Source organism: Deinococcus metalli (assembly GCF_014201805.1).
In the GTDB taxonomy this organism is placed as follows: domain Bacteria; phylum Deinococcota; class Deinococci; order Deinococcales; family Deinococcaceae; genus Deinococcus; species Deinococcus metalli.
Genome location: NZ_JACHFK010000002.1, coordinates 120,316 through 144,243 on the forward strand (window position 1 = coordinate 120,316; position 23,928 = coordinate 144,243).

Genomic DNA, 23,928 nt, shown 5'->3' on the forward strand with positions numbered 1-23,928 from the left:
GGCCGCTCAGGCCCGCCCGCCGACCCGGAGCCCTTTACACCGCCGCAGCCAGTGCCTACACTCCGCGTCACTGACGTGATCCGGCCGGCGCCGGTCGGCACGCCCGGAGGTGTCCTTGACCGCTCACTCCCTTTCCAGGCAGCCCGTCCTCTCCCGCCGCGGCATGGTGGCCACCAGCCAGCCGCTGGCCGCGCAGGCCGGGCTGTCGATCCTGCAGGCGGGCGGGAACGCCGTGGACGCCGCGATCGCCACCGCCGCCGCCCTGACGGTGGTGGAACCGACCAGCAACGGCATCGGCTCGGACCTGTTCGCGCTGGTGTGGCACGGCGGCGAGCTGCACGGCCTGAACGCGTCCGGCCGCGCTCCGGCGCGGCTGACACTGGACGCGCTGCCCGGCGGCACGCTGCCCACGCACGGGTGGCTGCCTGTCACGGTGCCCGGCACGGTGCGCGGCTGGGCCGACCTGCACACGCGGTTCGGCCGGCTGGCCTTCGCGGAGGTGCTGACCCCGGCCATCTCCTACGCGCGGTCCGGGTATCCCCTGTCGCCGGTGCTGGCCGCGAACTGGCAGCGCGGCATCCAGCTGCACCGCACGCGCACTGGCCCGGAGTTCGGACCGTGGCTGGAGACGTTCGCGCCGGACGGCTTCATGGCCCAGGTCGGCGAGCTGTGGGCCTCGGAGGCGCACGCGCGCACGCTGGAGGAGATCGCCGCGACGGGCGGCGAGAGCGTCTACAGCGGCCGGCTGGCCGAGCGGATCGACGCCTTTGCCCGCGACACCGGCGGCCTGCTGACGGGCGAGGACCTCAGCGCGCACCGCTCCGAGTGGGTCACGCCGATCCAGACCGCCTACCGGGGCCATCTGGTCCACGAGATCCCGCCGAACGGGCAGGGCCTCGCGGCGCTGATCGCGCTGGGCCTGCTCGACGGCCTGGACCTCCCGGACCACCGGGACGACCCGCGCGGCCTGCACATGCAGATCGAGGCGACCAAACTGGCCTTCGCAGACGCGCTGCGCCACGTGGCCGACCCCCAGCACGTGGACGTGCCGGTGGATGCCCTGCTGGACCGCTCGTACCTCGCGTCCCGCCGCGCCCTGATCGGCGAACACGCCCTGGACCCGGCGCCGGGTGACCCGAACGCCCACGGCACCGTGTACCTCGCGGCGGCTGACGGAGAGGGCGGCCTGGTCAGCCTGATCCAGAGCAACTACATGGGCTTCGGCAGCGGCGTGGTGGTGCCCGGCACCGGGATCGCGCTGCACAACCGGGGGCACAACTTCAGCGTGGAGCCCGGGCACCCCAATGTGCTGGCGCCGGGCAAACGGCCGTACCACACCATCATTCCCGGCTTCATGACGCGGGACGACGGCACGCCGCTGGGACCGTTCGGGGTGATGGGCGGCTTCATGCAGCCGCAGGGCCACGTGCAGGTCGTGCTGAACACCGTCCGGTACGGCATGAATCCCCAGCAGGCGCTCGACGCGCCGCGCTGGCAGTGGCTCCAGGGCCGGGTGGTCGAGGTGGAACACGAACTCGGCGGCGCAGTTTCCCGGGCGCTCCAGGCGCGTGGGCACGACATCCGGGTACAGCTCAACCCCAATGCCTTCGGACGCGGACAGATCATCTGGCGCGATCCCAGGACCGGCGTGCTGACCGGAGGCAGCGAGTCCCGCGCGGACGGCCAGGTGGCCGCGTACTGAGCCACGGTGCGAGAGGCGCAGATTCAGCACCCAGCGAGGTGATCTCATGTCAGGCCAACGGCAGATGCTGCCGAACGGGCTTCTGTGCCGAGGCGATGGGGAGCAAGGTCCAGCCGCTCCTCCCCGCAGCCCGACTGGTGGACCCTCGACGCCTGCGCCCGTCAGCGGCGGACGTGCAGGGGGTCCGCGCCCCACAGCTGCCGCCGCAGCGACTCGCGCGCCGCGAGCACGGCCCGGTCGAGGTCCGGGCCGCGCGCCGCAGCGGCCCGAAGCCACGCCGCGCCCCCCGCCGTGCGGCCGGTGGCCAGGCGCCCCGGCACGGCGGGAAACGCCGCCGGCTCCCCTGCCCCGACAAAGACGCCGGCCGCGTGGTAGTCGAGGTCGCCCCACACGCCCGGCGCGCGGGTGTGTGCGCCCGGCACGACGCGCTGCCGGTCGAGGTACACCCGCCGCCCCGCCACGTCCACCTGAACGCGGCTGTCGTAGGACGCGAAGGCCAGACGCTCGCCCGCGTGCACCCGGCCGGTCGCCAGCGTCTCGGTCAGCGCGAACTCCGCGCCCTGCTCCAGGTCGGCGTGCAGGGTCTGCGCGAAGGCGCTGCCGGCGTACGGAATGGTGCGTTCCGGGTGGTACTCCAGCCGCCCGCTCGCCGAGACCTCGAAGCGGACGTCCTGCGTGGCCGCCCGACCGTCCGGCGAGGGCTGCACGCGCGTGGCCGACTGGGTGACCACCAGCACCCGCGCGCCGCCCTCCACGGTCACGCGGATCTCGCTGTGGTCGCCGCCCAGCACGCCGCCGGTGGGGTTCACGATGAACACCATCAGCGTGCCGCAGGGCAGCGTGAACGGCCGGACCACCATCAGCGGGGCCTTCTGGATGTCGCGCAGCAGCACGGTGCGTCCAGCCCGCTCCCCGAAGTGCAGGTGCAGGACGCCGGTGCGTGTGCGCGCCAGGAGGGTGTTCAGACCGTCTCCGGGTGCAGGCCGACACGGGGCGGGGGCACGTCCCGGAACAGCAGGTCGTGTTCGATCCACGCGATCACGTCCGCCAAGCCGGCGCCGCTCTTGAGGTTCGTGAACACGTAGGGCCGCACCTCGCTGCCCGCCGTGCGCCCGGCCCGCGCGTCGGCGTCCATGATGCGCAGGTCCGCGCCCACCAGCGGGGCGAGGTCCGTCTTGTTGATCACCAGCAGGTCCGACGCGCGGACGCCGGGACCGCCCTTGCGCGGCACCTTCTCGCCGCCGGAGACGTCCAGCACGAACATCCACGCGTCCACCAGTTCCGGCGAGAACGAGGACGCCAGGTTGTCGCCGCCCGACTCGATGAACAGCAGCTCCAGGCCCGGGTACTCGGCCGTGAGCGCCTCGGCCGCCTCCTGGTTCAGGGAGCTGTCCTCGCGGATCGCGGTGTGGGGGCAGCCGCCCGTCTGCACGCCCCGGATGCGCCCTTCGGGCAGGGCGGCCGCCTGCGTCAGGATGCGCTGGTCCTCGAAGGTGTAGATGTCGTTCGTGATGACCGCCAGCTCGTAGCGGTCACGCAGCGCCCGGCACAGCGCCTCGAGCAGCGCCGTCTTGCCGCTGCCGACGGGACCGCCGACGCCGATGCGGACGGGGGTGGAGGACTGGGTCATGGGGTCTCCTTGAGGGTCGGAGGGCTCTGAGCGGTGACGCGGGGGCCGGTTGAGCGTCGGCCCTCGTCCCGATCACCGCGTCACGTCTGGAACAGCCGCGCGTCCAGCATGGGCTGCTCGCTCGCGGCGAGGTCGAGGAGGGGGGTGAAGGTGGCCAGATCGTCCGGCGTGGCGTGCAGGGCTGCGTGGATGCACGCCCGCGCGGCGTCCTCGCACGCGGCGGCGCAGCCCTGCGCGTCCAGGCCGCCCACGCGCATCAGGCGGGTGGCGGAGGTCGCGCGGCCCAGCAGCCACCCGCTCACGAAGGCCGTGACGGTCTCGGCACGCGGCACGTCCAGCGCGGCGGCGAGCGCGCCGAAGGTGGTCGCGTGGTGCCGCGTGACGGGCACCGCGGCGACCACCTCGGGCCACAGGTGCGCGGCGGCCCGGCGCAGGTTGGCGCCCACCCGCACGCTCGCCCCGCGCGGCCCCGGCACGAGTTTGAGGTCGTCGAGCAGCGCGTCGAGGTCGGCCAGGGCCGCGGCGTCGGCGCGCCACGCCAGGGCGCAGGCGGGAACGTCCTGGGCGCCCCAGCCGTGCGTGAGCTGCCCGGCCAGAAATGCCCTCAGGTCGGCGGGCGACCGCACCGCGCCGTGCGCCGTGAGGGTCTCCAGGCCGTCGCTGAAGGCGTACGCGCCCGTCGGGAACGCCGAGTCCGACAGCTGGAGCAGCCGCAGGAGGTTCACTGGGCATGCTCCCACGCCGGGCGGCCGTGAAAGGGCCTTTGCTCCCGCGCATACGGCACGCCCAGCCGGGTCAGCAGCAGCTCCATCGGCGCGTCCCACAGGACCAGGAACACGCCGGGGTCGTCCGCAGCAATGATGTCGCGGTGCAGGTTCCCGACCGCGTGCGCCACGGCGGCCGCTTCCGGCATCGAGCGCGGACGGATCACCGCGACGTCCTCCGGCACGGCGCCCACCACGTAGGTCACGCCGTCCCGCACCTCCAGCCGCGTGCCCGGTGTGAGCACCGTGCCGGTCGGGAGGGCCAGCCGCAGCTCCGCGCCGTCCGGGGCGCGCACGCGGCGGCGCACCCGGCGGCGGTCCACGGCCGTCATCGGCACGACCACCACCTCGCCCTCGGGCGCGGCCGGAACGGTCGGCGTGTCCAGCAGCGGCCGCCGCAGACCGCTCAGCTTCGTCAAGGCGCGTCGCCCCGCACGAAGGCGTACCACGCGTCCAGGCCGGTCCCGGCGCGGCTGCTCAGTTCGATGACCGGCACGCCGGGCCGCGCGCGTTCGATGTTCTCGCGGCACAGGTCGCGGTCGAAGCCCACCGCGTCCGCGAGGTCCATCTTCGTGATCACCACGACGTCCGCCGTGTTGAACATCGTCGGGTACTTCAGCGGCTTGTCCTCGCCCTCGGTGGTGCTGATCAGCACGGCGCGCGCCGCCTCGCCCAGGTCGTAGGAACTGGGGCACACCAGGTTGCCCACGTTCTCCAGAAACAGCACGTCCAGGGCGTCCAGGTCGAAGCGCGGCAGCACGGCCTGCACCATGCCCGCGTCCAGGTGACAGATGGTGCCGGTGACGATCTGCTCGGCCGGCGCGCCACACTGCCGCAGGCGCGCCGCGTCGTTCTCGGTGGCGAGGTCCCCCACCGCCACACCCATCGAGACCTGCCCGGCGAGCCCTTGCAGCGTGCGTTCCAGCAGCGCCGTCTTGCCCGCGCCGGGGCTGCTCGCAAGGTTGATGGCGCGCACGCCCGCCGCCTGGAACGAGCGCCGGTTCTCGGCGGCGGTGTGGTCGTTGGCCTTCAGGATGTTCTGCCGCACCGTCACGATGCGCGGGGTCGTGGTCGTCATGGGTCCTCCCGATTGGGTTCGAGCAGTTCGATCTCGTCCAGTTCCAGTTCGTCGCCCTGGAGGAGCGTCGGCGTGGGCGCGCCGCAGTGGGGGCAGCGCAGGCCACGCGTCACGTCCAGCGTGACCGGCCCGTGGTTGGGGCACTCGCCCACGCCCGGCACCAGGATGACACTCAGGTGGGCTCCGTCCAGCGGCGTGCCCTGCGCGCAGGCAGGAAACGCGGCCAGCAGCGCCTCCGGCACCACGCTCGACCACGCCCCCACCCGCACCGTCAGTGCCCTGGCCCGCGCCACGCCATGCTCGGCCAGCACCTCCGAGGCCACGTCGATCAGCGATAAGGCGATGGACGCCTCATGCATCGGCGCGGGGCACCGTGACGGGCGTCGTGATCATGACCCCAGCAGCAGGCGACCGCCCACCACGGCGAGGCCCAGCCCGATCCAGCGCAGCGCCGGCGCACCGACCCGCGGGCCCATGCGGCCGATCCCGAAGCCGGCGGCGTGCAGGGCCGCCGTGCTGAGCGTGAAGCCCGCGAAGAACTCTGCGGCGCTGAGACCGGCAGGCAATTCGGTGCCGTGGGCGTGGCCGTGGACGGCGCCCAGCATGCCCACAAGCACGCCCAGGAGGGCCAGCGGCAGGCGCACCGCGAACGCAAGGAGCAGCCCCAACAGCACGACGCTCAGGGCGATGCCCTGTTCCGCGAAGGGCAGGGCCGCGCCGCCGACGCCGGCCAGCGCGCCCAGCAGCATCGCCCCGACGAACGCGGCGGGCAGCCACAGGCCGCGGCGCCCCAGCGGAGCGGCCAGCACACCCACGGCGACCATCGCCAGCAGGTGGTCGGGGCCGGTCAGAGGGTGGGCCAGGCCGGCAAGCCAGCCGGAGGCGTGCGCGCCGCTGTGGGCCGACGCGGTCGAGACGAGCAGCAGGGCGGTCAGGGCGTGGGATCTGCGCATGGTGCCTCCAGGGTCAGAACAGGAAGTAGCGCTGCGCGAGCGGCAACTCGTCCAGCGGCTCGCAGGTGACGACCTCGCCGTTCACGCGCACCTCGTAGGTCTCGGGGTTCACGTGGATGTCGGGCGTCTCGGCGTTCAGGAGCATGTCCTTCTTGCCGATGTCGCGGGTGTGTGCCACGGCGCTGTAGCGGCGGCCGAGTTCGGGAAGGTTCCCCTCGTCCACGCTGACCTGCGACACGAAATGCACGCACGTCGCGTCCGGGCCGCCGCCGTGCGCGGCGAACATCGGGCGCGGGTACACGGGTTGCGGGGTGGGGATACTGGCGTTCGCGTCGCCCATCTGCGCGGCCACCACGAACCCGCCCTTGATGACCAGCGCGGTCTTCGCGCCGAAGAAGGCCGGTTTCCACAGCACGAGGTCCGCGAGTTTGCCGACCTCGACGCTGCCGACCTCGTGCGCGATGCCGTGGGCGATGGCGGGGTTGATGGTGTACTTGGCGACGTAGCGCCGCGCCCGCAGGTTGTCGGCCCGGGTGTCGGTGCCCAGACCGGGAATCTCCAGCGGGCCGCGCTGGAGTTTCATCTTGTGCGCGGCCTGCCACGTGCGGGTGATCACCTCGCCCACCCGGCCCATCGCCTGCGAGTCGCTGCTCATCATGGAGAACACGCCCAGGTCGTGCAGGACGTCCTCGGCGGCGATGGTCTCGGGGCGGATGCGGCTCTCGGCGAACGACACGTCCTCGGGAATGCGCGGCGACAGGTGGTGACAGACCATCAGCATGTCCAGATGCTCGTGGATGGTGTTCACCGTGAACGGCATGGTCGGATTGGTGGAGCTGGGCAGCACGTTCGGCAGGCCGGCGACCTTGATGATGTCCGGCGCGTGGCCGCCGCCGGCGCCCTCGGTATGGAAGGTATGGATGGTGCGGCCCGCGAAGGCGCGGATCGAGTCCTCGACGAAGCCGGACTCGTTCAGGGTGTCGGTGTGGATGGCGACCTGGATGTCGAAGTCGTCCGCCACGCTCAGGGCGGCGTGGATGGCGGCGGGCGTGGTGCCCCAGTCCTCGTGGAGTTTCAGGCCCAGCGCCCCGGCGCGGATCTGCTCGGCCAGCGGCGGCTGGGTGCTGGCGTTGCCCTTGCCGAGCAGCCCGAAGTTCAGCGGCAACCCGGCGAGGGATTCGAGCATCCGGTGAATGTGCCACTCGCCGGGCGTGCAGGTGGTGGCGCTGGTGCCCGCGGTGGGGCCGGTGCCGCCGCCGATCATGGTGGTCACGCCGGATTCCAGCGCCGTCCAGCACTGCTGCGGCGCGATGAAGTGGATGTGCGTGTCCACACCGCCGGCGGTCAGGATGTGCCCCTCGCCCGCCACGATCTCGGTGCTCGCGCCGATGGTCAGGCCCGGACTCACGCCGCCTTGCGTGCCGGGGTTGCCCGCCTTCCCAATGGCCGAGATGCGGCCGTCCTTGACCCCCACGTCGGCCTTCACCACGCCCCAGTGGTCGAGGATCAGGGCGTTCGTGATGACCAGGTCCGGCACGTCGGCGTCCCCGCGCACGGCGGTGCTGCTCTGGCCCAGGCCGTCGCGGATCACCTTGCCGCCGCCGAATTTCACCTCCTCGCCGTAGGTGGTGTAGTCCTGCTCCACCTCGATCAGCAGGTTCGTGTCGCCCAGGCGCACGCGGTCGCCCACCGTCGGGCCGTACAGGTCGGCGTACTGGCGGCGGCTGACCTTCACTCTGCCCCCCCGTAGCCCTGGGTCCGGGCACGCTGGAGCGCCACGTCGCGCATGCCGGTGCCGTCGAGTTCGCCGCTCACCAGGGCGTTCATGCCGTAGACCTCGCGCGTGCCGCCCAGGGGCACGAGTTCGACGTCACGTTCCTCGCCGGGCTCGAAGCGCACGGCGGTGCCGGCGGGGATGTTCAGGCGCTGGCCGTACGCGGCGGCGCGGTCGAAGTGCAGGCCGCGGTTGACCTCGAAGAAGTGGAAGTGGCTGCCGACCTGGATGGGCCGGTCCGCGCGGTTGGCCACCGTGACGGCGGTCACGGGCCGCCCGGCGTTCAATTCGATGTCACCGTCCTCCAGCACGTACTCGCCGGGCACCACGCGGCTGCTCCCCCCGCGGATGGGGTCGTGGATGGTCACGAGTTTGGTGCCGTCGGGGAAGGTGCCCTCGACCTGGATGTCGTGGATGAGTTCCGGCACGCCGTCCATCACGTCCTCGGCACCCAGGATGGTCGCGCCCCAGCCCATCAGGTCTTCCACGCGGCGGCCCTCGCGGATGCCCTCCAGCACGGCGGCGGTGATCAGCGCGACGGCTTCGGGGTGGTTGAGCTTCAGGCCGCGCGCGCGCCGGTCGCGGGCGAGGGTGGCGGCGGCGTGGATCAGGAGTTTGTCGCGTTCGCGTTCGGTGAGCTGCACGTGGGCCTCCTGGGGAGCGTTCGGGACTGCGGAAACGGAGTGGTCGCGGACTCAGGTCCCACCATGTCAAACCGTGAGGCGCGCGTAAGCGGGCGGGTCATACCTTTGATGGTGCGAGCACGCCGGGCCACCTGTGGCCGCGCGCGTATCCGGGAGGCCGTATGCAGCAGTGGTGGCGTCACATCCTTATTCTCTTCGTGCTGGCGGGACAGTGGGCGGCGGCCGTCAGCGCGCAGGTGCCGAAAACCGTGGCGGCGGGACAGGCGTTCACGGTGCGGGTCGACGGCCTGCCCGGCAACGCCCAGGACTGGGTCACGGTGGTGCCGGCGGGCAGCTCCGATTCCGGATGGGGCGAGTACTACTACTCGGGCGGCAAGCGCAGCGCCGACTTCACGTTCCGCGGACTGGCGGCCGGCGCGTACGAACTGCGGGTGTACTTCGACTATCCGGCGGGCGGCATGACCGTGCGCTCGCGCTTTCCGTTCCGCGTGGGCGCGGCCGCTGCCTCCCGGCCTGCTCCAGCGGCGGCCGCTCCTGCACGCCCGGCCGCCGGAACGCGCGGGCCTGCGCGGCTGCAGGCGGGCAAGTACACGTGCAGCATGTTCACGGGCTCCGGCCTCATGATCCTGGGCGACCTGGCCATCACGGCGGACGGCCGCTACCAGGGCGTCCAGCTGGACGGCGGCGGCGAGCGCGGCAAGTACACCTACGACCCGGCGTCGCGCGTGATCCTGTTCAGCGGCCCGCTGGGGGGCAGTTTTGGAAAGATCCTGTACACCATGTACAAGACGGACACCCGGGGCGAGAACTTCATCGAGATCGGCTTCATGACCCAGTACACGCACACCATGTCCTGCTCGATCGACTGACGACCGGGCGGAGCGGCCGGCGCCCGGCTCGCCGCACACCGACAGCGTCACCTCCCAGACGCGGCCACACCCGGCCGCGTCCGTCAGCATGTCGGGCCTGAACGCGGGTGGCCCCTGTGGGGTGGGCGGTGAGCGGGCATGGCCGGGTGGCCTCCTGGGGGACGGGTGGACGGCGGGCGAGACGGATCGTCAGTCCGCAGCGTATCGGCTGCGCTGTCCACTGGTATCCGTTTTTCTAAACAACTTGCAAAGGATTTCACGCTGGCCTGCCTATGCTGCGCTCATCCGTGCTGGATGTTCGAGAAATTTTGAACACTTTGCACGGAGAGCGTACACTTCACCCCAGAGCAGCGCCGGTGCGTGCCCCACGCGCCCAAAGGAGACCCGCATGAGCAAGCTCCGTTCCGTCTGCACCACCGTCCTGAGCGTCACACTGGTGGCCACGAGCACGGCCAGCGCGCAGAGCACCGTCAAGGTCGGCGTGCTCCACTCCCTGACCGGCACCATGGCCATCTCGGAAATCACGGTGGCCAACGCCGCGCAGCTCGCCATCGACGAGATCAATGCCAAGGGCGGCGTGATGGGCAAGAAGATCGAGGTCGTCAAGGAAGACGGCGCCTCGGACTGGCCCACCTTCGCCACCAAGGCCGAGAAGCTGCTCACGCAGGACAAGGTCGCCACCGTCTTCGGCGGGTGGACCAGCGCCAGCCGCAAGTCCATGCTGCCGGTGTTCGAGAAGAACGGCGGCCTGCTGTTCTACCCAGTGCAGTTCGAGGGCAACGAGTGCAGCCCGAACATCATCTACACCGGCGCGCAGCCCAACCAGCAGGCGCTGCCCGCGCTGGAGTGGGCGCTCGGCAAGGGCTACAAGAAGATCTTCCTGCTGGGCAGTGACTACGTGTACCCGCGCACCGCCAACCTGATCCTGAAAAAGCACATCACCGACATGAAGGCCACGCTGTCCGGCGAGGAATACGTCGCGCTGGGCGGCACCGAGTTCTCCAGCGTGATCAACAAGATCAAGGCCGCCAAGCCCGACGTGATCATCAACACGCTCAACGGCGACTCCAACGTGTCGTTCTTCAAGCAGTACCAGGCCGCCGGCTACAGCGCCAAGACGCTGCCGGTGATCTCGTTCTCGATCGCGGAGCAGGAAGCGCAGGCCATCGGCACGCAGCTCCTCGACGGGCAGTACGCCACCTGGAACTACTTCCAGAGCCTGCCGAACGCCGCGAACAAGAAGTTCGTCGCCGCGTACCAGGCCAAGTACGGCAAGAACGCCGCCATCACCGACCCCATGGCGCACGCCTACATGGACGTGTACCTGTGGAAGGCCGCCGTGGAGAAGGCGAAGTCCTTCGATCCGATGGCCGTGCGCAAGGCCATCGTGGGCGTCAGCATGGACAGCCCGCTGGGCAAGATCACGGTGGACGCCAACGGCAGCCTGACCCAGGCCGTGTACACCGGCGTGTCTGGCGCGGGCGGCCAGTTCAAGGTCGTTGCGCAGAGCAAGGGCGTGGTGGCGCCGCAGCCGTACGACAAGCTCGCGTTCCCCGGCAAGACCTGCCCGTAAACGCCATGACCTGTGGGCGATGAGCTGTGGGCTGTGTGCCTGGGATGTTCCCAGAGCCCACGGCTCAGAGCTCAAAGCCATTCGAGGAGGGATGCGATGGACCTCACGTTTCTATCCGGTCAGCTGTTCACGGGCCTGTCGGTCGCGTCGATCCTGCTGCTCGCCGCCCTGGGCCTGGCGCTGAGCTTCGGGCTGATGCGCGTGATCAACATGGCGCACGGCGAGTTCCTGATGGCCGGCGGCTACCTGACGTACCTGGCGGCGCAGTGGGCCGGGCCGAACTTCCTGTGGCTCGCGTTTCCGCTGGCGTTCGTGGGCGCGGGCCTGCTGGGCGCGGTCATGGAATTCACGGTGATCCGCCGCCTGTACGGCCGCCCGCTGGACACTCTGCTGGCGACCTTCGGGATCAGCCTGATCCTTCAGCAGGCGGCCCGGCAGCTGTTCGGGAGCACCGGCGTGCCCGTCACGGCCCCGGCGTGGCTCTCGGGCGCGCTGAACGTGGGGGACGTGACCCTGCCGTACGTGCGCCTGTTCGTGATCGCGCTCGCGCTGATCGTGCTGGGCGCGATGTGGTGGCTGCTGAACCGCAGCCGGTTTGGCATGCACGTGCGCGCCGTGAACCAGAACCGCGAGATGGCCGCCGCGCTGGGCGTGAACACCCGCGCGCTCGACCTGCTGGTGTTCGCGCTGGGCGCGGGCATCGCGGGCGTGGCCGGGGTGGGCCTGGCGCTGATCGCGCCGGTGAATCCCACGGTGGGCGCGGCGTACATCGTGAACGCCTTCCTGGTCGTGGTGGTGGGCGGCGTGGGCAGCGTGCTGGGCGGCGCGGTGGCCGCCGTGCTGCTGGGCTTCATCACCGCCCTCGCCGAGGGCCTGACCAGCGTGAGCCTCGCTCAGGCCATCTTGCTGGTGGTCGTCGTGGCGTTCTTGCAGTGGAAACCGCGCGGTCTGTTCCCGACACAGTCGCGGGCCCTGGAGGACGCATGACCCCCGGCGTGCAGAGCGGCCCAGTGCCGGGTGCTGGCCGCGCGCGGGTGCCGGCCGTGGTGCTCGCCACCGGCGCCGTGCTGGTGGCGCTGGCGTTCGCGCCGCTGTACCTGGGCGCGTACCCGCTGGCGCTGCTGGGGCGCGTGCTGGCGCTGTCCATCGCGGCCATCGGCGTGAGCGTCGTGTGGGGCCGCACCGGCATCCTGAGCCTGGGGCAGGGCCTGTTCTTCGGGCTGGGCGGCTACGCGCTGGCGATGCACCTGAAGCTCACGGCCACCCCGAAGGGCGAGCTGCCGGATTTCATGGTGTACAACGGTGTGGAAAAGCTGCCGTGGTTCTGGGCGCCGTTCGCCAGCGCGCCCTTCGCGCTCGCGATGGTGCTGGTGCTGCCGGCGGCGGCGGCCGGGCTGGTCGCGTGGCTGATGTTTCGCCGCCGGATCACCGGCGTGTACGTGAGCATCATCACCCAGGCGCTGCTGCTGGCGTTCGTGACGTGGCTCAACGGCTCGCAGGGACTGACCTCCGGCACGAACGGCATCACGGACTACCAGCGTTTCCTGGGCATCGACCTGCGCGGCCCGAACGTGGCGCACGGCCTGTACTGGCTCACGCTGCTGGTCGTGGCCGCCGCGCTGGGCGGCACGGCGTGGCTGCTGCGTACGCCCTTCGGGCAGGTGCTGACGGCCATCCGCGACAACGAGAACCGCACGCGCTTCCTGGGCTTCAACCCGGCGGCGTTCAAGATCGCGGCGTTCATGCTGGGCGGCCTGCTGGCGGGCGTGTCCGGCGCGCTGTACACGGTGCACCTGGGCACCATCTCACCGGCGATGATCGGCGTGGCCTTCAGCATCGAACTGGTGGTGTGGGTGGCGCTGGGCGGCCGGGCCAGCCTGGTCGGCGCGGCGGGCGGCCTGGTGCTGGGCCAGCTTGCCAAGGACCGCATCTCCAGCGCCGCGCCGGACGCGTGGCTGTACGTCATGGGCGCGCTGTTCGTGCTGGTGGTGCTGGTGATGCCGCAGGGTGTGGCCGGAGTGATCGCGCGCCGCCGGGCGCCCGCGCCGTCCGTCCCGGCCTCCAGTCCCGTGACCCGTGAGGTGAGCGATGCCGTCTGAGCCGACTGCCGAGACCCTGCTGGACGTGCGCGACATCACCGTGTCCTTCGACGGCTTCAAGGCCATCACCAACCTCAGTCTGCAGGTGCCGCGCGGCAGCCTGCGCGTGCTGATCGGCCCCAACGGCGCGGGCAAGAGCACGCTGCTCGACACCATCATCGGCAAGGTCCGCCCTGAGCGAGGTGAGGTCCGCTTCGGCGGGCAGGTCATCTCGCGGCTGCCGGAGCACCGTATCGCGGGCCTGGGCATCTGCCGCAAGTTCCAGGCGCCGGGCGTGCTGGAGGGCCTGACCGTGCGCGAGAACCTGCTGCTGACGGCCAGACGGAACAAGGGCGTGCTGGGCATCCTGAAGGCCCCCAGCGCCGCCGAGCACGCCCGCGCCGACGAACTGCTGCGCCTGACCGGCCTGACTGCCCGCGCCGACATCCCGGCCGGGTCGCTCGCGCACGGGGAAAAGCAGTGGCTGGAGATCGGCATGGTGGTCGCCGCCGATCCCGAACTGCTGCTGCTGGACGAACCCACCGCCGGCATGACCGCGCAGGAGACCGCACAGACCGCCGCGCTGATCCACACCCTCGCCGGCCGGCACACCGTGCTGGTGATCGACCACGACATGCACTTCGTGGAACTGCTCAAGGCGCCGATCACGGTGCTGCACCAGGGCCAGGTCTTCCGCGAGGGCAATCTGGAAACCCTGCGCGCCGACCCGGAGGTCATGGAGATCTACCTGGGCCGTCCGAAGGAGGCGGTGTGAGGGGCGCGGTGTTGAGGTTTGGGCGACGGAATCTGAGCCAGACACAGCATCTCCCGCTTCTCACCGCTCGAAGCTCTGCACCCAGCGCTCGTCCGGAGTCCCCATGCTGAAACTGGAGAATGTCACCGCCGCGTACGGGCAGAGCCCGGTGCTGTTCGGCATCGACCTGGAGGTGCGCGACGCCGAGGCGGTCACGCTGATCGGGCGCAACGGGGTGGGCAAGACCACGCTGCTGCGCGCCATCACCGGCCTGCACCCGCTGACCGGCGGGGCCGTGCGGCTGAACGGCGCCCAGGTCGAGCGCGAGGCGGCCTTCACGCGCGCGCGCCAGGGCCTGGCGTACGTGCCGCAGGGCCGCGGCCTGTTCGGTCACCTGACGGTCGAGGAGAACCTGCGGATGGGCTTGCCCGCCCTGTCGGGCCGCGCCGCCGCCACGCGGGCGGTGCCGGACCTCGTGTACGACCTCTTCCCTATCTGCCGCGACATGGGCAGCCGCAAGGCCGGGAACCTGTCCGGCGGGCAGCAGCAGCAGGTCGCCATCGGCCGGGCTCTGGTCACGCAGCCGCGCTACCTGCTGCTGGATGAACCCACCGAGGGCATCCAGCCCAGCATCGTGCAGGAGATCGAGGCGGCCCTGACGCGCATCCGCACGGAACTGCGCGTGGCAGTGCTGCTGGTCGAGCAGTACTTGGACTTCGCGTGGTCGTTCGCCGACCGCTACTACGTCATGCAGAAGGGCCGCGTCGTCGAGACCGGCCAGACCGCCGACACCCCCACCCACGCCGTCCAGCGCTACCTGGGCGTGTGACCCCACGAGGCCACCCATGACCGTCAAGACCCTGAGCGCCACCCTCGCCCTGACCCTCTGCTCCCTCGCCGCCGCGCAGGGCACCCCCGTGCGCTTCACGCTCGACTGGGCCTTCGAGGGGCCCGGCTCGCCGTACCTGCTCGCGCTCGACCGGGGGTACTTCGCCAAGCAGGGCCTGAACGTGAGTATCGACCGCGGCTTCGGCTCCGGGGACGCGGTGACGAAGATTGCCAGCGGCACCTACGACATGGGCTTCGGCGACATCAACGCCATGATGGAGTTCAACGCCCGCAACCCCGCGCAGAAGCTGGTGGCGGTGTATATGGTGTACAACGCGCCGCCCCACTCGATCCTGGTCCTGAAGAGCAGCGGCATCAAGACGCCCAAGGACCTGGAGGGCAAGACGCTGGCCGCGCCGGTCGGGGACGCGTCGCGCCGGCTGTTCCCGGCCTTCGCGGAGGCCAACGGCATCGACGCCAGCAAGGTGAAGTGGGTCAGCGTGGACGGCGGCCTGCGCGAGCCGATGCTGGCACGCAAACAGGCCGACGGCATCGCCGGGTTCACGTTCACGTCCCTGCTGAGCCTGGGACAGCTGGGCGTGAAGCCCGAGGACGTGACGGTGTTCCCGTACGCGCAGAGCATCAGCGGCCTGTACGGCAACGCGATCCTGGTGCGCGCCGACTGGGCGAAGAAGAACCCGGAGGTGGTCCGGGGCATGCTGCTCGCCATCAACCAGGGCCTCAAGGACGCGATCAAGGACCCGGCGGCGGCCATCGCGTCGCTCCAGAAGAAGAACGCGCTCATCAACCCCGCGCTGGAGACCGAGCGGCTGAAGATGGCCCTGAGCGGCAGCGTGCTCACCAAGGACACGCGGGCGCTGGGCCTGGGGCTGGTGCGCCCGGACCGCCTGAAGTCGAGCATCACGGTGGTGCAGACGGCCTTCGACCTGCCCAGGATCCTCACGCCCACGAACGTCTTCGACACGTCGTACCTGCCCCCGGCGGCGGAACGGAAGGTGAAGTGACGGCGGCCGAGCCGCTGGCCATCGACCTGCGCGGCGTGGCCATGCGCTACGGCGGTTCCGGCGGCACGCTGGCCGCGCGGGACGTGACCCTGAGCGTGCGCCGGGGCGAGTTCGTGGCGATCGTGGGGCCGTCCGGCTGTGGCAAGAGCACGCTGCTGCGGCTGGTGGCGGGCCTGATGCCGCCGGCGGCCGGCACGGCGCTGATCTCCGGCGCGGCCCCGAGGGCGACCGGAAACACCGGCATCGCGTTCCAGAATCCCAGCCTGCTGCTGTGGCGCACGGTCCTCCAGAACGTGCTGCTGCCGCTGGAGGTCTCGCCGCAGCACAAGGCCGCGTACCGCCGCGACCCCGCGCCCTTTGTGGCCCGCGCTAAGCGGCTGCTGGCCGCGGTGGGCCTGGGAGACTTTCTGGACAAGCACCCGTGGGAGCTGTCGGGCGGCATGCAGCAGCGCGTGAACCTGGTGCGCTCGCTGATCCACGCGCCCGCGTTCCTGCTGCTGGACGAACCCTTCAGCGCGCTGGACGCCTTCACGCGCGAGGAGCTGTGGCTGGCCCTCCAGGCGCTGTGGATGGGCGCGCGGCCCACCGTGATCCTGGTGACGCACGACCTGCGCGAGGCGACCCTGCTGGCCGACACGGTGTACGTGATGAGCCCGCGCCCCGGCACCTTCACCGCGCAGCACGACGTGACCTTTGCCCGGCCGCGCACGCTGGAGGACACCTTCACGCCCGCGTTCATCGACGTGGTGCATGAACTCCGCGCGAAGGTCGGCGGCCTGCGCTCGCCCATCCGCGCGGAGGAACTCATGGAGGCCGTGTCATGAGGGAGCGGTCATGAGCTTAGAGACCGGAACGCCCGGCGTGGCTCCGGTGCCCCTGGCCGCATCTGGGGCCGTGCTCGGACGGCTGCGCCCGCTGGTGCCGCCCACCGTGGCGATCCTGGCGTTCTTCGCGGTGTGGGAACTGGCGTGCCGGCTGCTGAAGATTCCGCCCTTCATCCTGCCCACCCCCAGCGCGTCCGTCGCGGCGGTCGTGCAGTTCGCGCCGGCCGTGGCCGGGCACGCCGTACAGACCCTGGTGACCACCCTGATCGGCTTCGCGCTGAGCGTGGTGCTGGGGGTCGCGCTGGGCGCGCTGGTGGGCCTGAACCGCACCGCGTACCAGGCGCTGTATCCGCTGCTGATCGGCTTCAACGCCGTGCCGAAGGCGGCGCTGGTGCCGGTGCTGGTCATCTGGTTCGGGGTGGGCGCGCTGCCTGCCGTGCTCACCGCCTTCCTGATCTCGTTTTTCCCGGTGGTCGTGAACGTCGCCACGGGCCTGGCGACCGTGGAACCCGAGCCGCGCGAGCTGCTGCGGGCGCTGGGCGCCACGCCGTGGGAGGTCTTCTCGAAGGTGAGCCTGCCGCGCGCCCTGCCGTACTTCTTCGCGTCGCTGAAGGTCGCGGTCACGCTGGCCTTCGTGGGCAGCATCATCAGCGAGCTGGCCGCCAGCAACAAGGGCATCGGCGTGATGATGAACCAGGCCGCCAGTTCCTTCCAGGTGCCGCTGGTGTTCGGCGGCGTGCTGCTGGTGAGCGCCATGGGCGTGCTGCTGTACGCCGTGTTCGCGCTGGTCGAGGCGCGGCTGACCGGCTGGGCGTACCGGGGCACCCCGGGCTGAGCGCGCTGCCCTAGACCCGTTCCAGTCGGAGGAAGGAGAGGTCGTACGGATTGCGGTCGTCGGCCGGACGCTCGCGCCGCGCGGCCTCGTGCCACGCCCCGGGCAGCTCGGGGAAAGAGGTGTCGCCCGGGATGTCCGCGTGCACCAGCGTCAACTCGACCACAGACACGTCGGGCAGGTACACGCGGTAGATCTCCTCTCCGCCGATTACCATGACCTCCGGCACATCACCGGCCGCGTCTAGCGCCGCCCGCGGGTCGTGGACGACCTCGCAGCCGGGAGCGCTGAACGCCGGATTTCTCGTCAGGACGATGTTCGTGCGCTCCGGCAGCGGCCGGCCGATGGAGTCGTACACCTTGCGGCCCATGATCACGGGTTTCCCCAGCGTGAGCCGCTTGAAGTGCGCCAGATCGGCCGGAAGGCGCCACGGCAGACCGCCGTCCCGGCCGATCACGCGCCCTGGATGCGTCATGGCGACGACGAAAATAACGCGTGGGCTCACACCGCGACCGGCGCGCGGATGGCCGGGTGCGGGTGGTAGCCCTCCAGGTTGAAGTCACCGTAGCGGAACGCGAACAGGTCCGTGACCTCGGGATTCAGGTGCAGACGCGGGAGCGCTCTGGGCTCGCGCGACAGCTGCTCGCGCGCCTGCTCGAGGTGGTTCTCGTACAGGTGGACGTCCCCGCCGGTCCAGATGAACTCACCGGGTTCCAGGCCCACCACCTGCGCGATCATCATGGTCAACAGGGCGTAGGACGCGATGTTGAAGGGCACGCCCAGGAACAGGTCTGCGGAGCGCTGGTACAGCTGGCACGACAGCCGGCCGTCCGCCACGTAGAACTGGAAGAGGGCGTGGCACGCGGGCAACGCCATCTGATCCAGCTCGCCCACGTTCCACGCCGACACGATCATGCGCCGCGAGTCCGGCGTGGTCCTGAGCTGCTGGAGCACCTGCGCGATCTGGTCGATGTGCCGGCCGTCAGCGGTCGGCCATGAGCGCCACTGCACGCCGTACACCGGCCCGAGGTCCCCCCGCTCGTCGGCCCACTCGTCCCAGATGGTCACGCCGTTCTCGCGCAGGTAGCCGACGTTACCGCTGCCCTGCAAGAACCACAGCAGCTCATGGATCACGCTTTTGAGGTGCACCTTCTTGGTGGTCACGAGCGGGAAGCCGGCCCGGAGGTCGAAGCGCAACTGCGCGCCGAACACCGAGCGGGTGCCGGTGCCGGTGCGGTCGGTCTTGACAGCGCCGTTGTCCAGCACGTGGCGCATCAGGTCGAGGTAGGCCTGCATATGTGCCCAGTGTAGGCGAGGTCACCCGGCCAACCGGCCTGCGGGTTCCGCTGACCGGGAAAAACGCGGTGGCCGCGAGGCAACACCACCTCGCGGCCACCGGCAGACCGTGGTCAGGTGCCGTCAGGCGTCCGAATGTCCAGATCAGCCACCGTGAAGCCGGCCGGCACCCGCACCAGCCGCACGCCGTACGGTTCCAGCACGACCGGAGTCCCCACGGGCGAGCCGTCCAGCATGACCGTCGCGCCGGGCACCGTCACGTGCAGCGACTGTGTAGGATCGGCGTTCAGCAGGTGCAGGACCGCGCCGTCCGGCGTCTCGGACAGCGTCACGTCCAAGAAAGCGGGCAGCGTGGCGTGCGGAATCCCGGCGTCCGTCAGTGTGCCGCGCAGCACGTGCAGGAGAGCGTCCTCGGGCAGGTGCGTGGCGACGTAGGTGGTCTGCCCGGACCCGGCGGCGTGGCGGGTGATGGCCGGGCCACCCCCGTAGTAGCCGTCCTCGAAGGTGGCGAGCACCTCCGCGCCGTCGAGGTGAACGACCTCGGCCCACGTGGTCGCCGGCACGGGCGCGTCCTGCCCGGCGAAGCGCACGGGCGTGGTCTCGGCGGGCCGCAGGGGGACCCATTCCTCGACCCACACGCCCAGCACGTCGCGCAGCGCCGCGGGATACCCGCCCAGCCCGACGTGCTCGTGCTCGTCCACGATCCCGCTGAAGAAGCCGGTCACCACATGCCCGCCGCCCTGGACGTACGACCGGACGTTCGCGGCGGCGGCCCCGGACAGCAGGTACGAGTTCGGCATGACGAGCAGGTCGTAGCCGCTCAGGTCTGACGCCGGGTGCACGAAGTCCACGGTCTGCCCGAGCCGGCGCAGCGCGGCGTACCACGCCTGCACCAGCGGCATCAGGGGCAGGCGGGCGGGCTTGCTGTCCAGCTCCAGCGCCCACCAGCTGTTCCAGTCGAACACGAGGCCCACACGGGTCGGCACGCTGGCCTGGAGCAGCGGCGTCAGCGTGCGGAGTTCCTCACCGAAGGCCACGACCTCGCGCCACACCCGCGACCGCTGCGGGCCGGGGTGCTGCACCAGGGCGCTGTGGTACTTCTCGGCCCCGGCGCGCGACGCCCGCCACTGGAAGTACATGATCCCGTTAGCCCCGTGCGCCAGGGCCTGGTGGTTGAGCAGCCGCGCCAGTCCCGGCGGCTTGGGGCCGTTCACGGCGCGCCAGTTCACGGCGCTGGTCGCCTCCTCCATCAGGATCCAGCGCTGACCACGCCGCAGCGAGCGGGTGAGGTCGAACTGCATGCCGGCTTCCAGGTGCGGGAACGCGCCGTGCGGATCGGGGTACGCGTCGAGCGACGCGACGTCCTCGTGCTTGGCCCACGTGAAATAGTCCAGGCCCGGCAGGAAGCCGAGGAAGTTGGTGGTGACGGGAATGTCCGGCGTGAGGTCGCGCAGGATGCCGGTTTCCAGGGCATACAGCTCCAGGATGTTGTCGCTGGAGAAGCGCCGCCAGTCGAGCTGCTGGGTGGGGTTGGCGTAGGTGGGGGCGCGGCGCGGCGGCTGGATCTGCGTCCACTCGCCGTAGTGCTGGCTCCAGAACGCCGTGCCCCACGCGGCGTTCAGGGCGTCCAGCGTGCTGTACTTCGCGCGCAGCCACTCGCGGAACTTGCCAGCGCACAGTTCGCAGTAACACTGATCGACGTGGCAGCCGTACTCGTTGTTCACGTGCCACAGCTGCACGGCCGGGTGGGTGCCGTAGCGCTGCGCCACCGCGCGCACCAGCGCGGCCACGTGATCACGGAAGCCCTGGTGGCTGGGGCAGTAGGCCTGACGCCCGCCGATCTCCAGGCGCACGCCGTCCACCGTGACGGGGCGCGAGTCCGGATACCGGGTGGCCAGCCACGGCGGGGGCGACGCGGTCGCGGTGGCCAGGTTCACGCCGATGCCGCCCGCGTGCAGCAGGTCCATCACCTCGTCGAGCCATGCGAAGTCGAACTCGCCGGGCGCGCACTCCAGCAGCGCCCACGAGAAGATCCCCAGCGACACGAGGTTCACGCCGGCTTCCTGCATCAGCGCGACGTCCTCGCGCCACACCTCGGGCGGCCACTGCTCGGGGTTGTAGTCCGCACCGTAGATCACGTGCGGCACGTTCGGAACCGGCGCCATCAGTCCTTCACCGCCCCGCCGGCGATCCCGGCCACGAAGTGGCGTTGCAGCGCCAGGAACAGCGCCAGGAACGGCACGGTGGCGATCGCGGTACCGACCATGATGCCGCCCCACGACACGCGCGTCAGGCCCACCAGCGTGCCCAGCGCGACCGGCATGGTGTAGGAGTCCTTCTGCGTCAGGACGATCAGCGGCCACAGGTAGTCGTTCCACGACGCCAGGAACAGCAGGATCGCCAGCGCCGCCAGGGCCGGGCGCACGACCGGCAGCGCGACCTGCCAGAAGATGCGGAACTCGCCCGCGCCGTCGATGCGCGCCGCGTGCAGCAGGTCGGTCGGCACGGTCAGGAAGGCCTGACGCATGTAGAAGATGCCGATGGTGTTCGCCAGCGAGGGCAGAATCACCGCCTGGATGGTGTTGCTCATCTTCAGGTCACGGGCGACCAGGATGAACTGCGGGATGATCGTCACGAAGGCCGGAATGGTCAGCGTGGCGACGATGATGCCGAACAGCACGTTCTTGCCCCGGAAATCGTACTTGGCGAACGCGAAGCCGCCCATGCTGGTCAGCAGCATGCTCAGCACGGTGTACACGCTGGCGATCACGACCGAGTTCAGCAGCGCGCGCAGGAAGTTCGTGTCGGCCTGCAGGCCCCGGAAGTTCTCGCCGAAGCTGCCGCCGAACCACAGCGGCGGCGCCGGGCTGAAGATCGCGGTCTCCGGGTGGGTGCTGAACACCAGCATCATCCACAGCGGGGCCAGAAACACCAGCGCCAGCGGAATCAGGATGACGTGCAGCAGGGCGGTGTTGCGGCGGTCACGCGCCGACTGCCCGCGCGGATCACGCGGCAGGGCGGTCACTGTTCCCGCCCGAACAGGCGCAGCTGCACCGCGCTGAAGATCGCCGCCAGGGCTGCCACGGTGTAGGCGATCGCGCTGGCATAGCCGAAGTTGAACGACCGGAAGCCCTGCTGGTACAGGTACGTGCCGAGCGTCATGGTGGCGTTGCCGGGGCCGCTGTTGGTGATCAGGGCGGGCTCGGTGAACAGTTGCAGCGTGCCGATCACGCTCAGCACCAGGCAGAACAGCAGGCTGGGGCGCAGCAGCGGCAGCGTGATCCGCCAGAACTGCTGCCACGGCGTCGCGCCGTCGAGCGAGGCGGCCTCGTACACGTCCTCGGGAATGCCCTGCAACCCCGCGAGCAGGATGATGGCGTTGTAGCCGGTCCAGCGCCACGTCATGGCCAGGATCAGCACCGTCATGGCGGGGCCAGCCTGGTTCAGCCAGTCCACGCCCGGCAGGCCGACGCCGTGCAGGGCGCGGTTCACCATGCCGTAGTCGGTGTTGAACAGCAGCCGGAACACCGCCGAGTACGCCACGGTGCCCACCACCAGCGGCGCGAAGAACGCGAAGCGGAACAGGCCCGCCGCGCGCAGCAGGCGGCTGTTCAGGGCCACGGCCAGCGCGGTCGCCAGCGACAGCATGACCGGCACCTGGATCACCAGGATCAGCAGCGTGTTCTTCAGGGCGGTGCCGAAGAAATCGTCACTGACCAGACGCGACCAGTTGCTCAGGCCGTAGGGGGCCACGGCGCCCAGGCGCGAGTCCTTGAAGGACATCAGGAAGGAACTCACGATCGGCCACGCCCAGAAGCTCAGGAAGATCAGCAGGTACGGCAGCAGAAACAGGTACGGCGCGAGCGGCGAGCGGGGCCGGGAGCGGGCGCGCGCCGCTCGCTGCGGGGACACGGTGGTGGTCATCGGTGGCAACTCCTGTGGCAAAAACGGCAAGGGGACGCGGCCGTACAGCTCGCCGCGCCCCCGCCTTGGTGCTTACTTCGCGACGGGCAGGCCGGTGGCGCTGCTGATCTTCTTCGCGGCGTCGTTCAGCGCGTCCTGCGCGGTCTTGTACTTGCCCTTGATGTAGTCCGCCTGCACCACGATCATCACCTGGCGAGCGTCCTGGAAGTACTGGGTGCCGCGCGCCTGGGGCACGTCACCGAGGGTGTCCAGGATGGTCTGCCAGACCTTCTGGTTGCCCCAGTACGCCTGCGGCTGGGCCACGTACGGGTCCTTGGCAGCCGACAGCAGGCTGGGCACCAGGCCCTCGCCCTTGAGCATGGCCACCTGACCGCCCGTGGTCGCCAGGGCGTTCTGGATGAAGGCGTAGGCGGCCTCCTTGTTCTTGCTGCTGGCGGGCAGGGCCAGGGCGCTGCCGCCCAGGTTCGCGGCGCGCACGCCGCCGGCCTTGCTGGCGGGCATGGGGTACACGCCCCACTTGCCCTTCTGGTCCGGGGCGTTGGTGCGGATGGTGCCCTCGTACCACGCGCCGAACATGGCGCTGGCGAGCTTGTTCGCCTTGAAGGCCGTGATCTGGCCGCCCCAGTCGGAGGTCATCACGACGTTATTGGCGTACAGCTTCTTGACGGTGTCCAGCGCCTGCACGCAGCCGCTCTTGGCGACCGTGACCTGGGTGGCGCTGTTGTCGAAGTAGAAGCAGCCGTTCTGGTTGGCGAGCATGCGGAACCACTCGTCGTCCTGGCCGTTGCCGACCGCGCCCATCTTGACGCTGCCGCCGAACTTCGCGTTGACCTTCTTGCCGGCCGCGATGAAGTCGTCCCAGGTCTTGATGGCGGTGGGGTTCACGCCGGCCTGCTGGTACAGGTCGCGGCGGTAGAAGATCACGACGGGGCCGGAGTCCCACGGCATCGCGTAGCGTTTCCCGCCGGCCATCAGTTCCGTCCACTTGAAGGCCGGGAACTGCGCGGCGATCTTGTCGGCGCCCAGGGTGTTCAGGTCGGTGAAGCAGTCGGGGAAGCGCGCCCAGAAGACCTCGGCCTCGTTGTTCTCGATGGAGTACACGTCGGGCAGGTCGGCGCCGCCGGCGGCGCAGCCGGCCAGGCCGCGGTCGTAGGTGTTCTGGTTGCCCAGGTCGACCACGTTCACCTTCACGTTCGGGTACTTGGCGTTGAAGCTGGGGATGGTGGACTGCAGGGCCTTGGCGGCGACGTCCCACGACCACACGGTCACGGTGCCCGACAGGGCGCTGCCCTGGGCGGACGCGCCGGAGATGGCGGTCAGGCTGGCGAGGGTGAGGGCGGTCAGCAACGCGGTCTTCTTCATGGAGTCTCCTTGCAGCGT

25 protein-coding genes are annotated in these 23,928 nt (G+C 70.5%); 10 read left to right on the plus strand and 15 right to left on the minus strand.

Going from position 1 to position 23,928, the window contains the following annotated elements; translation table 11 throughout:
• Positions 1-163: 163 nt before the first annotated feature.
• Positions 164-1,702 carry a gamma-glutamyltransferase family protein gene (locus HNQ07_RS05705; protein WP_184110227.1) on the plus strand — a complete coding sequence of 513 codons (1,539 nt, stop codon included), beginning with the start codon at positions 164-166 and terminating at the stop codon, positions 1,700-1,702.
• A gap of 161 nt (positions 1,703-1,863) precedes the next feature.
• Here the strand turns inward: HNQ07_RS05705 and HNQ07_RS05710 are convergent, their stop codons facing one another.
• The 9 genes from HNQ07_RS05710 to HNQ07_RS05750 all read right to left on the minus strand — a co-directional run bounded on the left by HNQ07_RS05710 (position 1,864) and on the right by HNQ07_RS05750 (position 8,545).
• Positions 1,864-2,667, minus strand: coding sequence for an urease accessory protein UreD (locus HNQ07_RS05710; RefSeq protein ID WP_512745596.1), 804 nt, complete (start codon positions 2,665-2,667; stop codon positions 1,864-1,866).
• A complete protein-coding gene (ureG, locus tag HNQ07_RS05715) occupies positions 2,664-3,332 on the minus strand; it encodes an urease accessory protein UreG (protein ID WP_184109976.1) in 669 nt (222 codons plus the stop codon). Before ureG ends, HNQ07_RS05710 begins: the two co-directional genes overlap by 4 nt.
• An 80-nt stretch (positions 3,333-3,412) precedes the next feature.
• Positions 3,413-4,057 carry an urease accessory protein UreF gene (locus HNQ07_RS05720; protein ID WP_184109977.1) on the minus strand — a complete coding sequence of 215 codons (645 nt, stop codon included), beginning with the start codon at positions 4,055-4,057 and terminating at the stop codon, positions 3,413-3,415.
• Positions 4,054-4,515 carry an urease accessory protein UreE gene (locus HNQ07_RS05725; protein WP_184109978.1) on the minus strand — a complete coding sequence of 154 codons (462 nt, stop codon included), beginning with the start codon at positions 4,513-4,515 and terminating at the stop codon, positions 4,054-4,056. The genes HNQ07_RS05720 and HNQ07_RS05725 overlap by 4 nt, the downstream gene beginning before the upstream one ends.
• Positions 4,512-5,174, minus strand: coding sequence for a hydrogenase nickel incorporation protein HypB (hypB, locus tag HNQ07_RS05730; protein WP_184109979.1), 663 nt, complete (start codon positions 5,172-5,174; stop codon positions 4,512-4,514). The genes HNQ07_RS05725 and hypB overlap by 4 nt, the downstream gene beginning before the upstream one ends.
• Positions 5,171-5,533: a hydrogenase maturation nickel metallochaperone HypA/HybF gene (locus tag HNQ07_RS05735; protein ID WP_184109980.1), complete on the minus strand. Its 363-nt coding sequence runs from the start codon at positions 5,531-5,533 to the stop codon at positions 5,171-5,173. The genes hypB and HNQ07_RS05735 overlap by 4 nt, the downstream gene beginning before the upstream one ends.
• A gap of 30 nt (positions 5,534-5,563) precedes the next feature.
• Positions 5,564-6,127, minus strand: coding sequence for a HupE/UreJ family protein (locus HNQ07_RS05740; protein ID WP_184109981.1), 564 nt, complete (start codon positions 6,125-6,127; stop codon positions 5,564-5,566).
• Between the two features lie 13 nt (positions 6,128-6,140).
• Positions 6,141-7,862 (minus strand): urease subunit alpha, encoded by a 1,722-nt coding sequence (gene ureC, locus HNQ07_RS05745; protein WP_184109982.1) that lies wholly within the window; start codon positions 7,860-7,862, stop codon positions 6,141-6,143.
• Positions 7,859-8,545: an urease subunit beta gene (locus HNQ07_RS05750; protein WP_184109983.1), complete on the minus strand. Its 687-nt coding sequence runs from the start codon at positions 8,543-8,545 to the stop codon at positions 7,859-7,861. Before HNQ07_RS05750 ends, ureC begins: the two co-directional genes overlap by 4 nt.
• A 161-nt stretch (positions 8,546-8,706) precedes the next feature.
• On the opposite strand from HNQ07_RS05750, the gene HNQ07_RS05755 reads away from it, so the two are divergent.
• The 9 genes from HNQ07_RS05755 to HNQ07_RS05795 all read left to right on the plus strand — a co-directional run bounded on the left by HNQ07_RS05755 (position 8,707) and on the right by HNQ07_RS05795 (position 17,331).
• Positions 8,707-9,414 carry a PPC domain-containing protein gene (locus HNQ07_RS05755; protein ID WP_184109984.1) on the plus strand — a complete coding sequence of 236 codons (708 nt, stop codon included), beginning with the start codon at positions 8,707-8,709 and terminating at the stop codon, positions 9,412-9,414.
• A 388-nt stretch (positions 9,415-9,802) separates the two neighbouring features.
• On the plus strand, positions 9,803-10,987 hold the full coding sequence (gene urtA / locus HNQ07_RS05760; protein WP_184109985.1) for an urea ABC transporter substrate-binding protein: 1,185 nt from the start codon (positions 9,803-9,805) through the stop codon (positions 10,985-10,987).
• A gap of 96 nt (positions 10,988-11,083) precedes the next feature.
• Positions 11,084-11,974 carry an urea ABC transporter permease subunit UrtB gene (gene urtB, locus HNQ07_RS05765; protein ID WP_184109986.1) on the plus strand — a complete coding sequence of 297 codons (891 nt, stop codon included), beginning with the start codon at positions 11,084-11,086 and terminating at the stop codon, positions 11,972-11,974.
• Positions 11,971-13,086, plus strand: coding sequence for an urea ABC transporter permease subunit UrtC (urtC, locus tag HNQ07_RS05770; protein ID WP_184109987.1), 1,116 nt, complete (start codon positions 11,971-11,973; stop codon positions 13,084-13,086). Before urtB ends, urtC begins: the two co-directional genes overlap by 4 nt.
• Positions 13,076-13,840: an urea ABC transporter ATP-binding protein UrtD gene (gene urtD / locus HNQ07_RS05775; protein ID WP_184109988.1), complete on the plus strand. Its 765-nt coding sequence runs from the start codon at positions 13,076-13,078 to the stop codon at positions 13,838-13,840. The genes urtC and urtD overlap by 11 nt, the downstream gene beginning before the upstream one ends.
• Before the next feature lie 103 nt (positions 13,841-13,943).
• On the plus strand, positions 13,944-14,648 hold the full coding sequence (gene urtE / locus HNQ07_RS05780) for an urea ABC transporter ATP-binding subunit UrtE (protein ID WP_184109989.1): 705 nt from the start codon (positions 13,944-13,946) through the stop codon (positions 14,646-14,648).
• A 16-nt stretch (positions 14,649-14,664) separates the two neighbouring features.
• Positions 14,665-15,672: an ABC transporter substrate-binding protein gene (locus HNQ07_RS05785; RefSeq protein WP_184109990.1), complete on the plus strand. Its 1,008-nt coding sequence runs from the start codon at positions 14,665-14,667 to the stop codon at positions 15,670-15,672.
• A complete protein-coding gene (locus HNQ07_RS05790) occupies positions 15,669-16,496 on the plus strand; it encodes an ABC transporter ATP-binding protein (RefSeq protein WP_229831856.1) in 828 nt (275 codons plus the stop codon). Before HNQ07_RS05785 ends, HNQ07_RS05790 begins: the two co-directional genes overlap by 4 nt.
• A gap of 10 nt (positions 16,497-16,506) precedes the next feature.
• On the plus strand, positions 16,507-17,331 hold the full coding sequence (locus HNQ07_RS05795; RefSeq protein WP_184109991.1) for an ABC transporter permease: 825 nt from the start codon (positions 16,507-16,509) through the stop codon (positions 17,329-17,331).
• A gap of 10 nt (positions 17,332-17,341) precedes the next feature.
• Here the strand turns inward: HNQ07_RS05795 and HNQ07_RS05800 are convergent, their stop codons facing one another.
• The 6 genes from HNQ07_RS05800 to HNQ07_RS05825 all read right to left on the minus strand — a co-directional run bounded on the left by HNQ07_RS05800 (position 17,342) and on the right by HNQ07_RS05825 (position 23,910).
• Entirely contained in the window at positions 17,342-17,833 is a 492-nt protein-coding gene (locus HNQ07_RS05800) for a dihydrofolate reductase (RefSeq protein WP_184109992.1), read from the minus strand.
• Positions 17,830-18,624: a thymidylate synthase gene (locus HNQ07_RS05805; RefSeq protein WP_184109993.1), complete on the minus strand. Its 795-nt coding sequence runs from the start codon at positions 18,622-18,624 to the stop codon at positions 17,830-17,832. The genes HNQ07_RS05800 and HNQ07_RS05805 overlap by 4 nt, the downstream gene beginning before the upstream one ends.
• A 113-nt stretch (positions 18,625-18,737) precedes the next feature.
• A complete protein-coding gene (locus HNQ07_RS05810; RefSeq protein WP_184109994.1) occupies positions 18,738-20,789 on the minus strand; it encodes a beta-galactosidase in 2,052 nt (683 codons plus the stop codon).
• Positions 20,789-21,649, minus strand: coding sequence for a carbohydrate ABC transporter permease (locus HNQ07_RS05815; RefSeq protein WP_229831855.1), 861 nt, complete (start codon positions 21,647-21,649; stop codon positions 20,789-20,791). Before HNQ07_RS05815 ends, HNQ07_RS05810 begins: the two co-directional genes overlap by 1 nt.
• A complete protein-coding gene (locus tag HNQ07_RS05820) occupies positions 21,646-22,548 on the minus strand; it encodes a carbohydrate ABC transporter permease (protein ID WP_184109995.1) in 903 nt (300 codons plus the stop codon). Before HNQ07_RS05820 ends, HNQ07_RS05815 begins: the two co-directional genes overlap by 4 nt.
• A 72-nt stretch (positions 22,549-22,620) precedes the next feature.
• A complete protein-coding gene (locus tag HNQ07_RS05825) occupies positions 22,621-23,910 on the minus strand; it encodes an ABC transporter substrate-binding protein (protein ID WP_184109996.1) in 1,290 nt (429 codons plus the stop codon).
• Positions 23,911-23,928: the final 18 nt, after the last annotated feature.

Excerpts from the sequence above, each read along its gene's own strand:
- HNQ07_RS05795 (WP_184109991.1), top strand. The coding sequence starts at position 16,507 with ATGAGCTTAGAGACCGGAACGCCCGGCGTGGCTCCGGTGCCCCTGGCC.
- urtE (WP_184109989.1), top strand. The coding sequence starts at position 13,944 with ATGCTGAAACTGGAGAATGTCACCGCCGCGTACGGGCAGAGCCCGGTG.
- HNQ07_RS05810 (WP_184109994.1), bottom strand. The coding sequence starts at position 20,789 with ATGGCGCCGGTTCCGAACGTGCCGCACGTGATCTACGGTGCGGACTAC.
- HNQ07_RS05735 (WP_184109980.1), bottom strand. The coding sequence starts at position 5,533 with ATGCATGAGGCGTCCATCGCCTTATCGCTGATCGACGTGGCCTCGGAG.
- HNQ07_RS05825 (WP_184109996.1), bottom strand. The coding sequence starts at position 23,910 with ATGAAGAAGACCGCGTTGCTGACCGCCCTCACCCTCGCCAGCCTGACC.
- HNQ07_RS05820 (WP_184109995.1), bottom strand. The coding sequence starts at position 22,548 with ATGACCACCACCGTGTCCCCGCAGCGAGCGGCGCGCGCCCGCTCCCGG.
- HNQ07_RS05755 (WP_184109984.1), top strand. The coding sequence starts at position 8,707 with ATGCAGCAGTGGTGGCGTCACATCCTTATTCTCTTCGTGCTGGCGGGA.
- HNQ07_RS05785 (WP_184109990.1), top strand. The coding sequence starts at position 14,665 with ATGACCGTCAAGACCCTGAGCGCCACCCTCGCCCTGACCCTCTGCTCC.
- urtD (WP_184109988.1), top strand. The coding sequence starts at position 13,076 with ATGCCGTCTGAGCCGACTGCCGAGACCCTGCTGGACGTGCGCGACATC.
- HNQ07_RS05805 (WP_184109993.1), bottom strand. The coding sequence starts at position 18,624 with ATGCAGGCCTACCTCGACCTGATGCGCCACGTGCTGGACAACGGCGCT.
- ureG (WP_184109976.1), bottom strand. The coding sequence starts at position 3,332 with ATGACCCAGTCCTCCACCCCCGTCCGCATCGGCGTCGGCGGTCCCGTC.
- urtC (WP_184109987.1), top strand. The coding sequence starts at position 11,971 with ATGACCCCCGGCGTGCAGAGCGGCCCAGTGCCGGGTGCTGGCCGCGCG.
- hypB (WP_184109979.1), bottom strand. The coding sequence starts at position 5,174 with ATGACGACCACGACCCCGCGCATCGTGACGGTGCGGCAGAACATCCTG.
- HNQ07_RS05740 (WP_184109981.1), bottom strand. The coding sequence starts at position 6,127 with ATGCGCAGATCCCACGCCCTGACCGCCCTGCTGCTCGTCTCGACCGCG.
- urtA (WP_184109985.1), top strand. The coding sequence starts at position 9,803 with ATGAGCAAGCTCCGTTCCGTCTGCACCACCGTCCTGAGCGTCACACTG.
- urtB (WP_184109986.1), top strand. The coding sequence starts at position 11,084 with ATGGACCTCACGTTTCTATCCGGTCAGCTGTTCACGGGCCTGTCGGTC.
- HNQ07_RS05705 (WP_184110227.1), top strand. The coding sequence starts at position 164 with ATGGTGGCCACCAGCCAGCCGCTGGCCGCGCAGGCCGGGCTGTCGATC.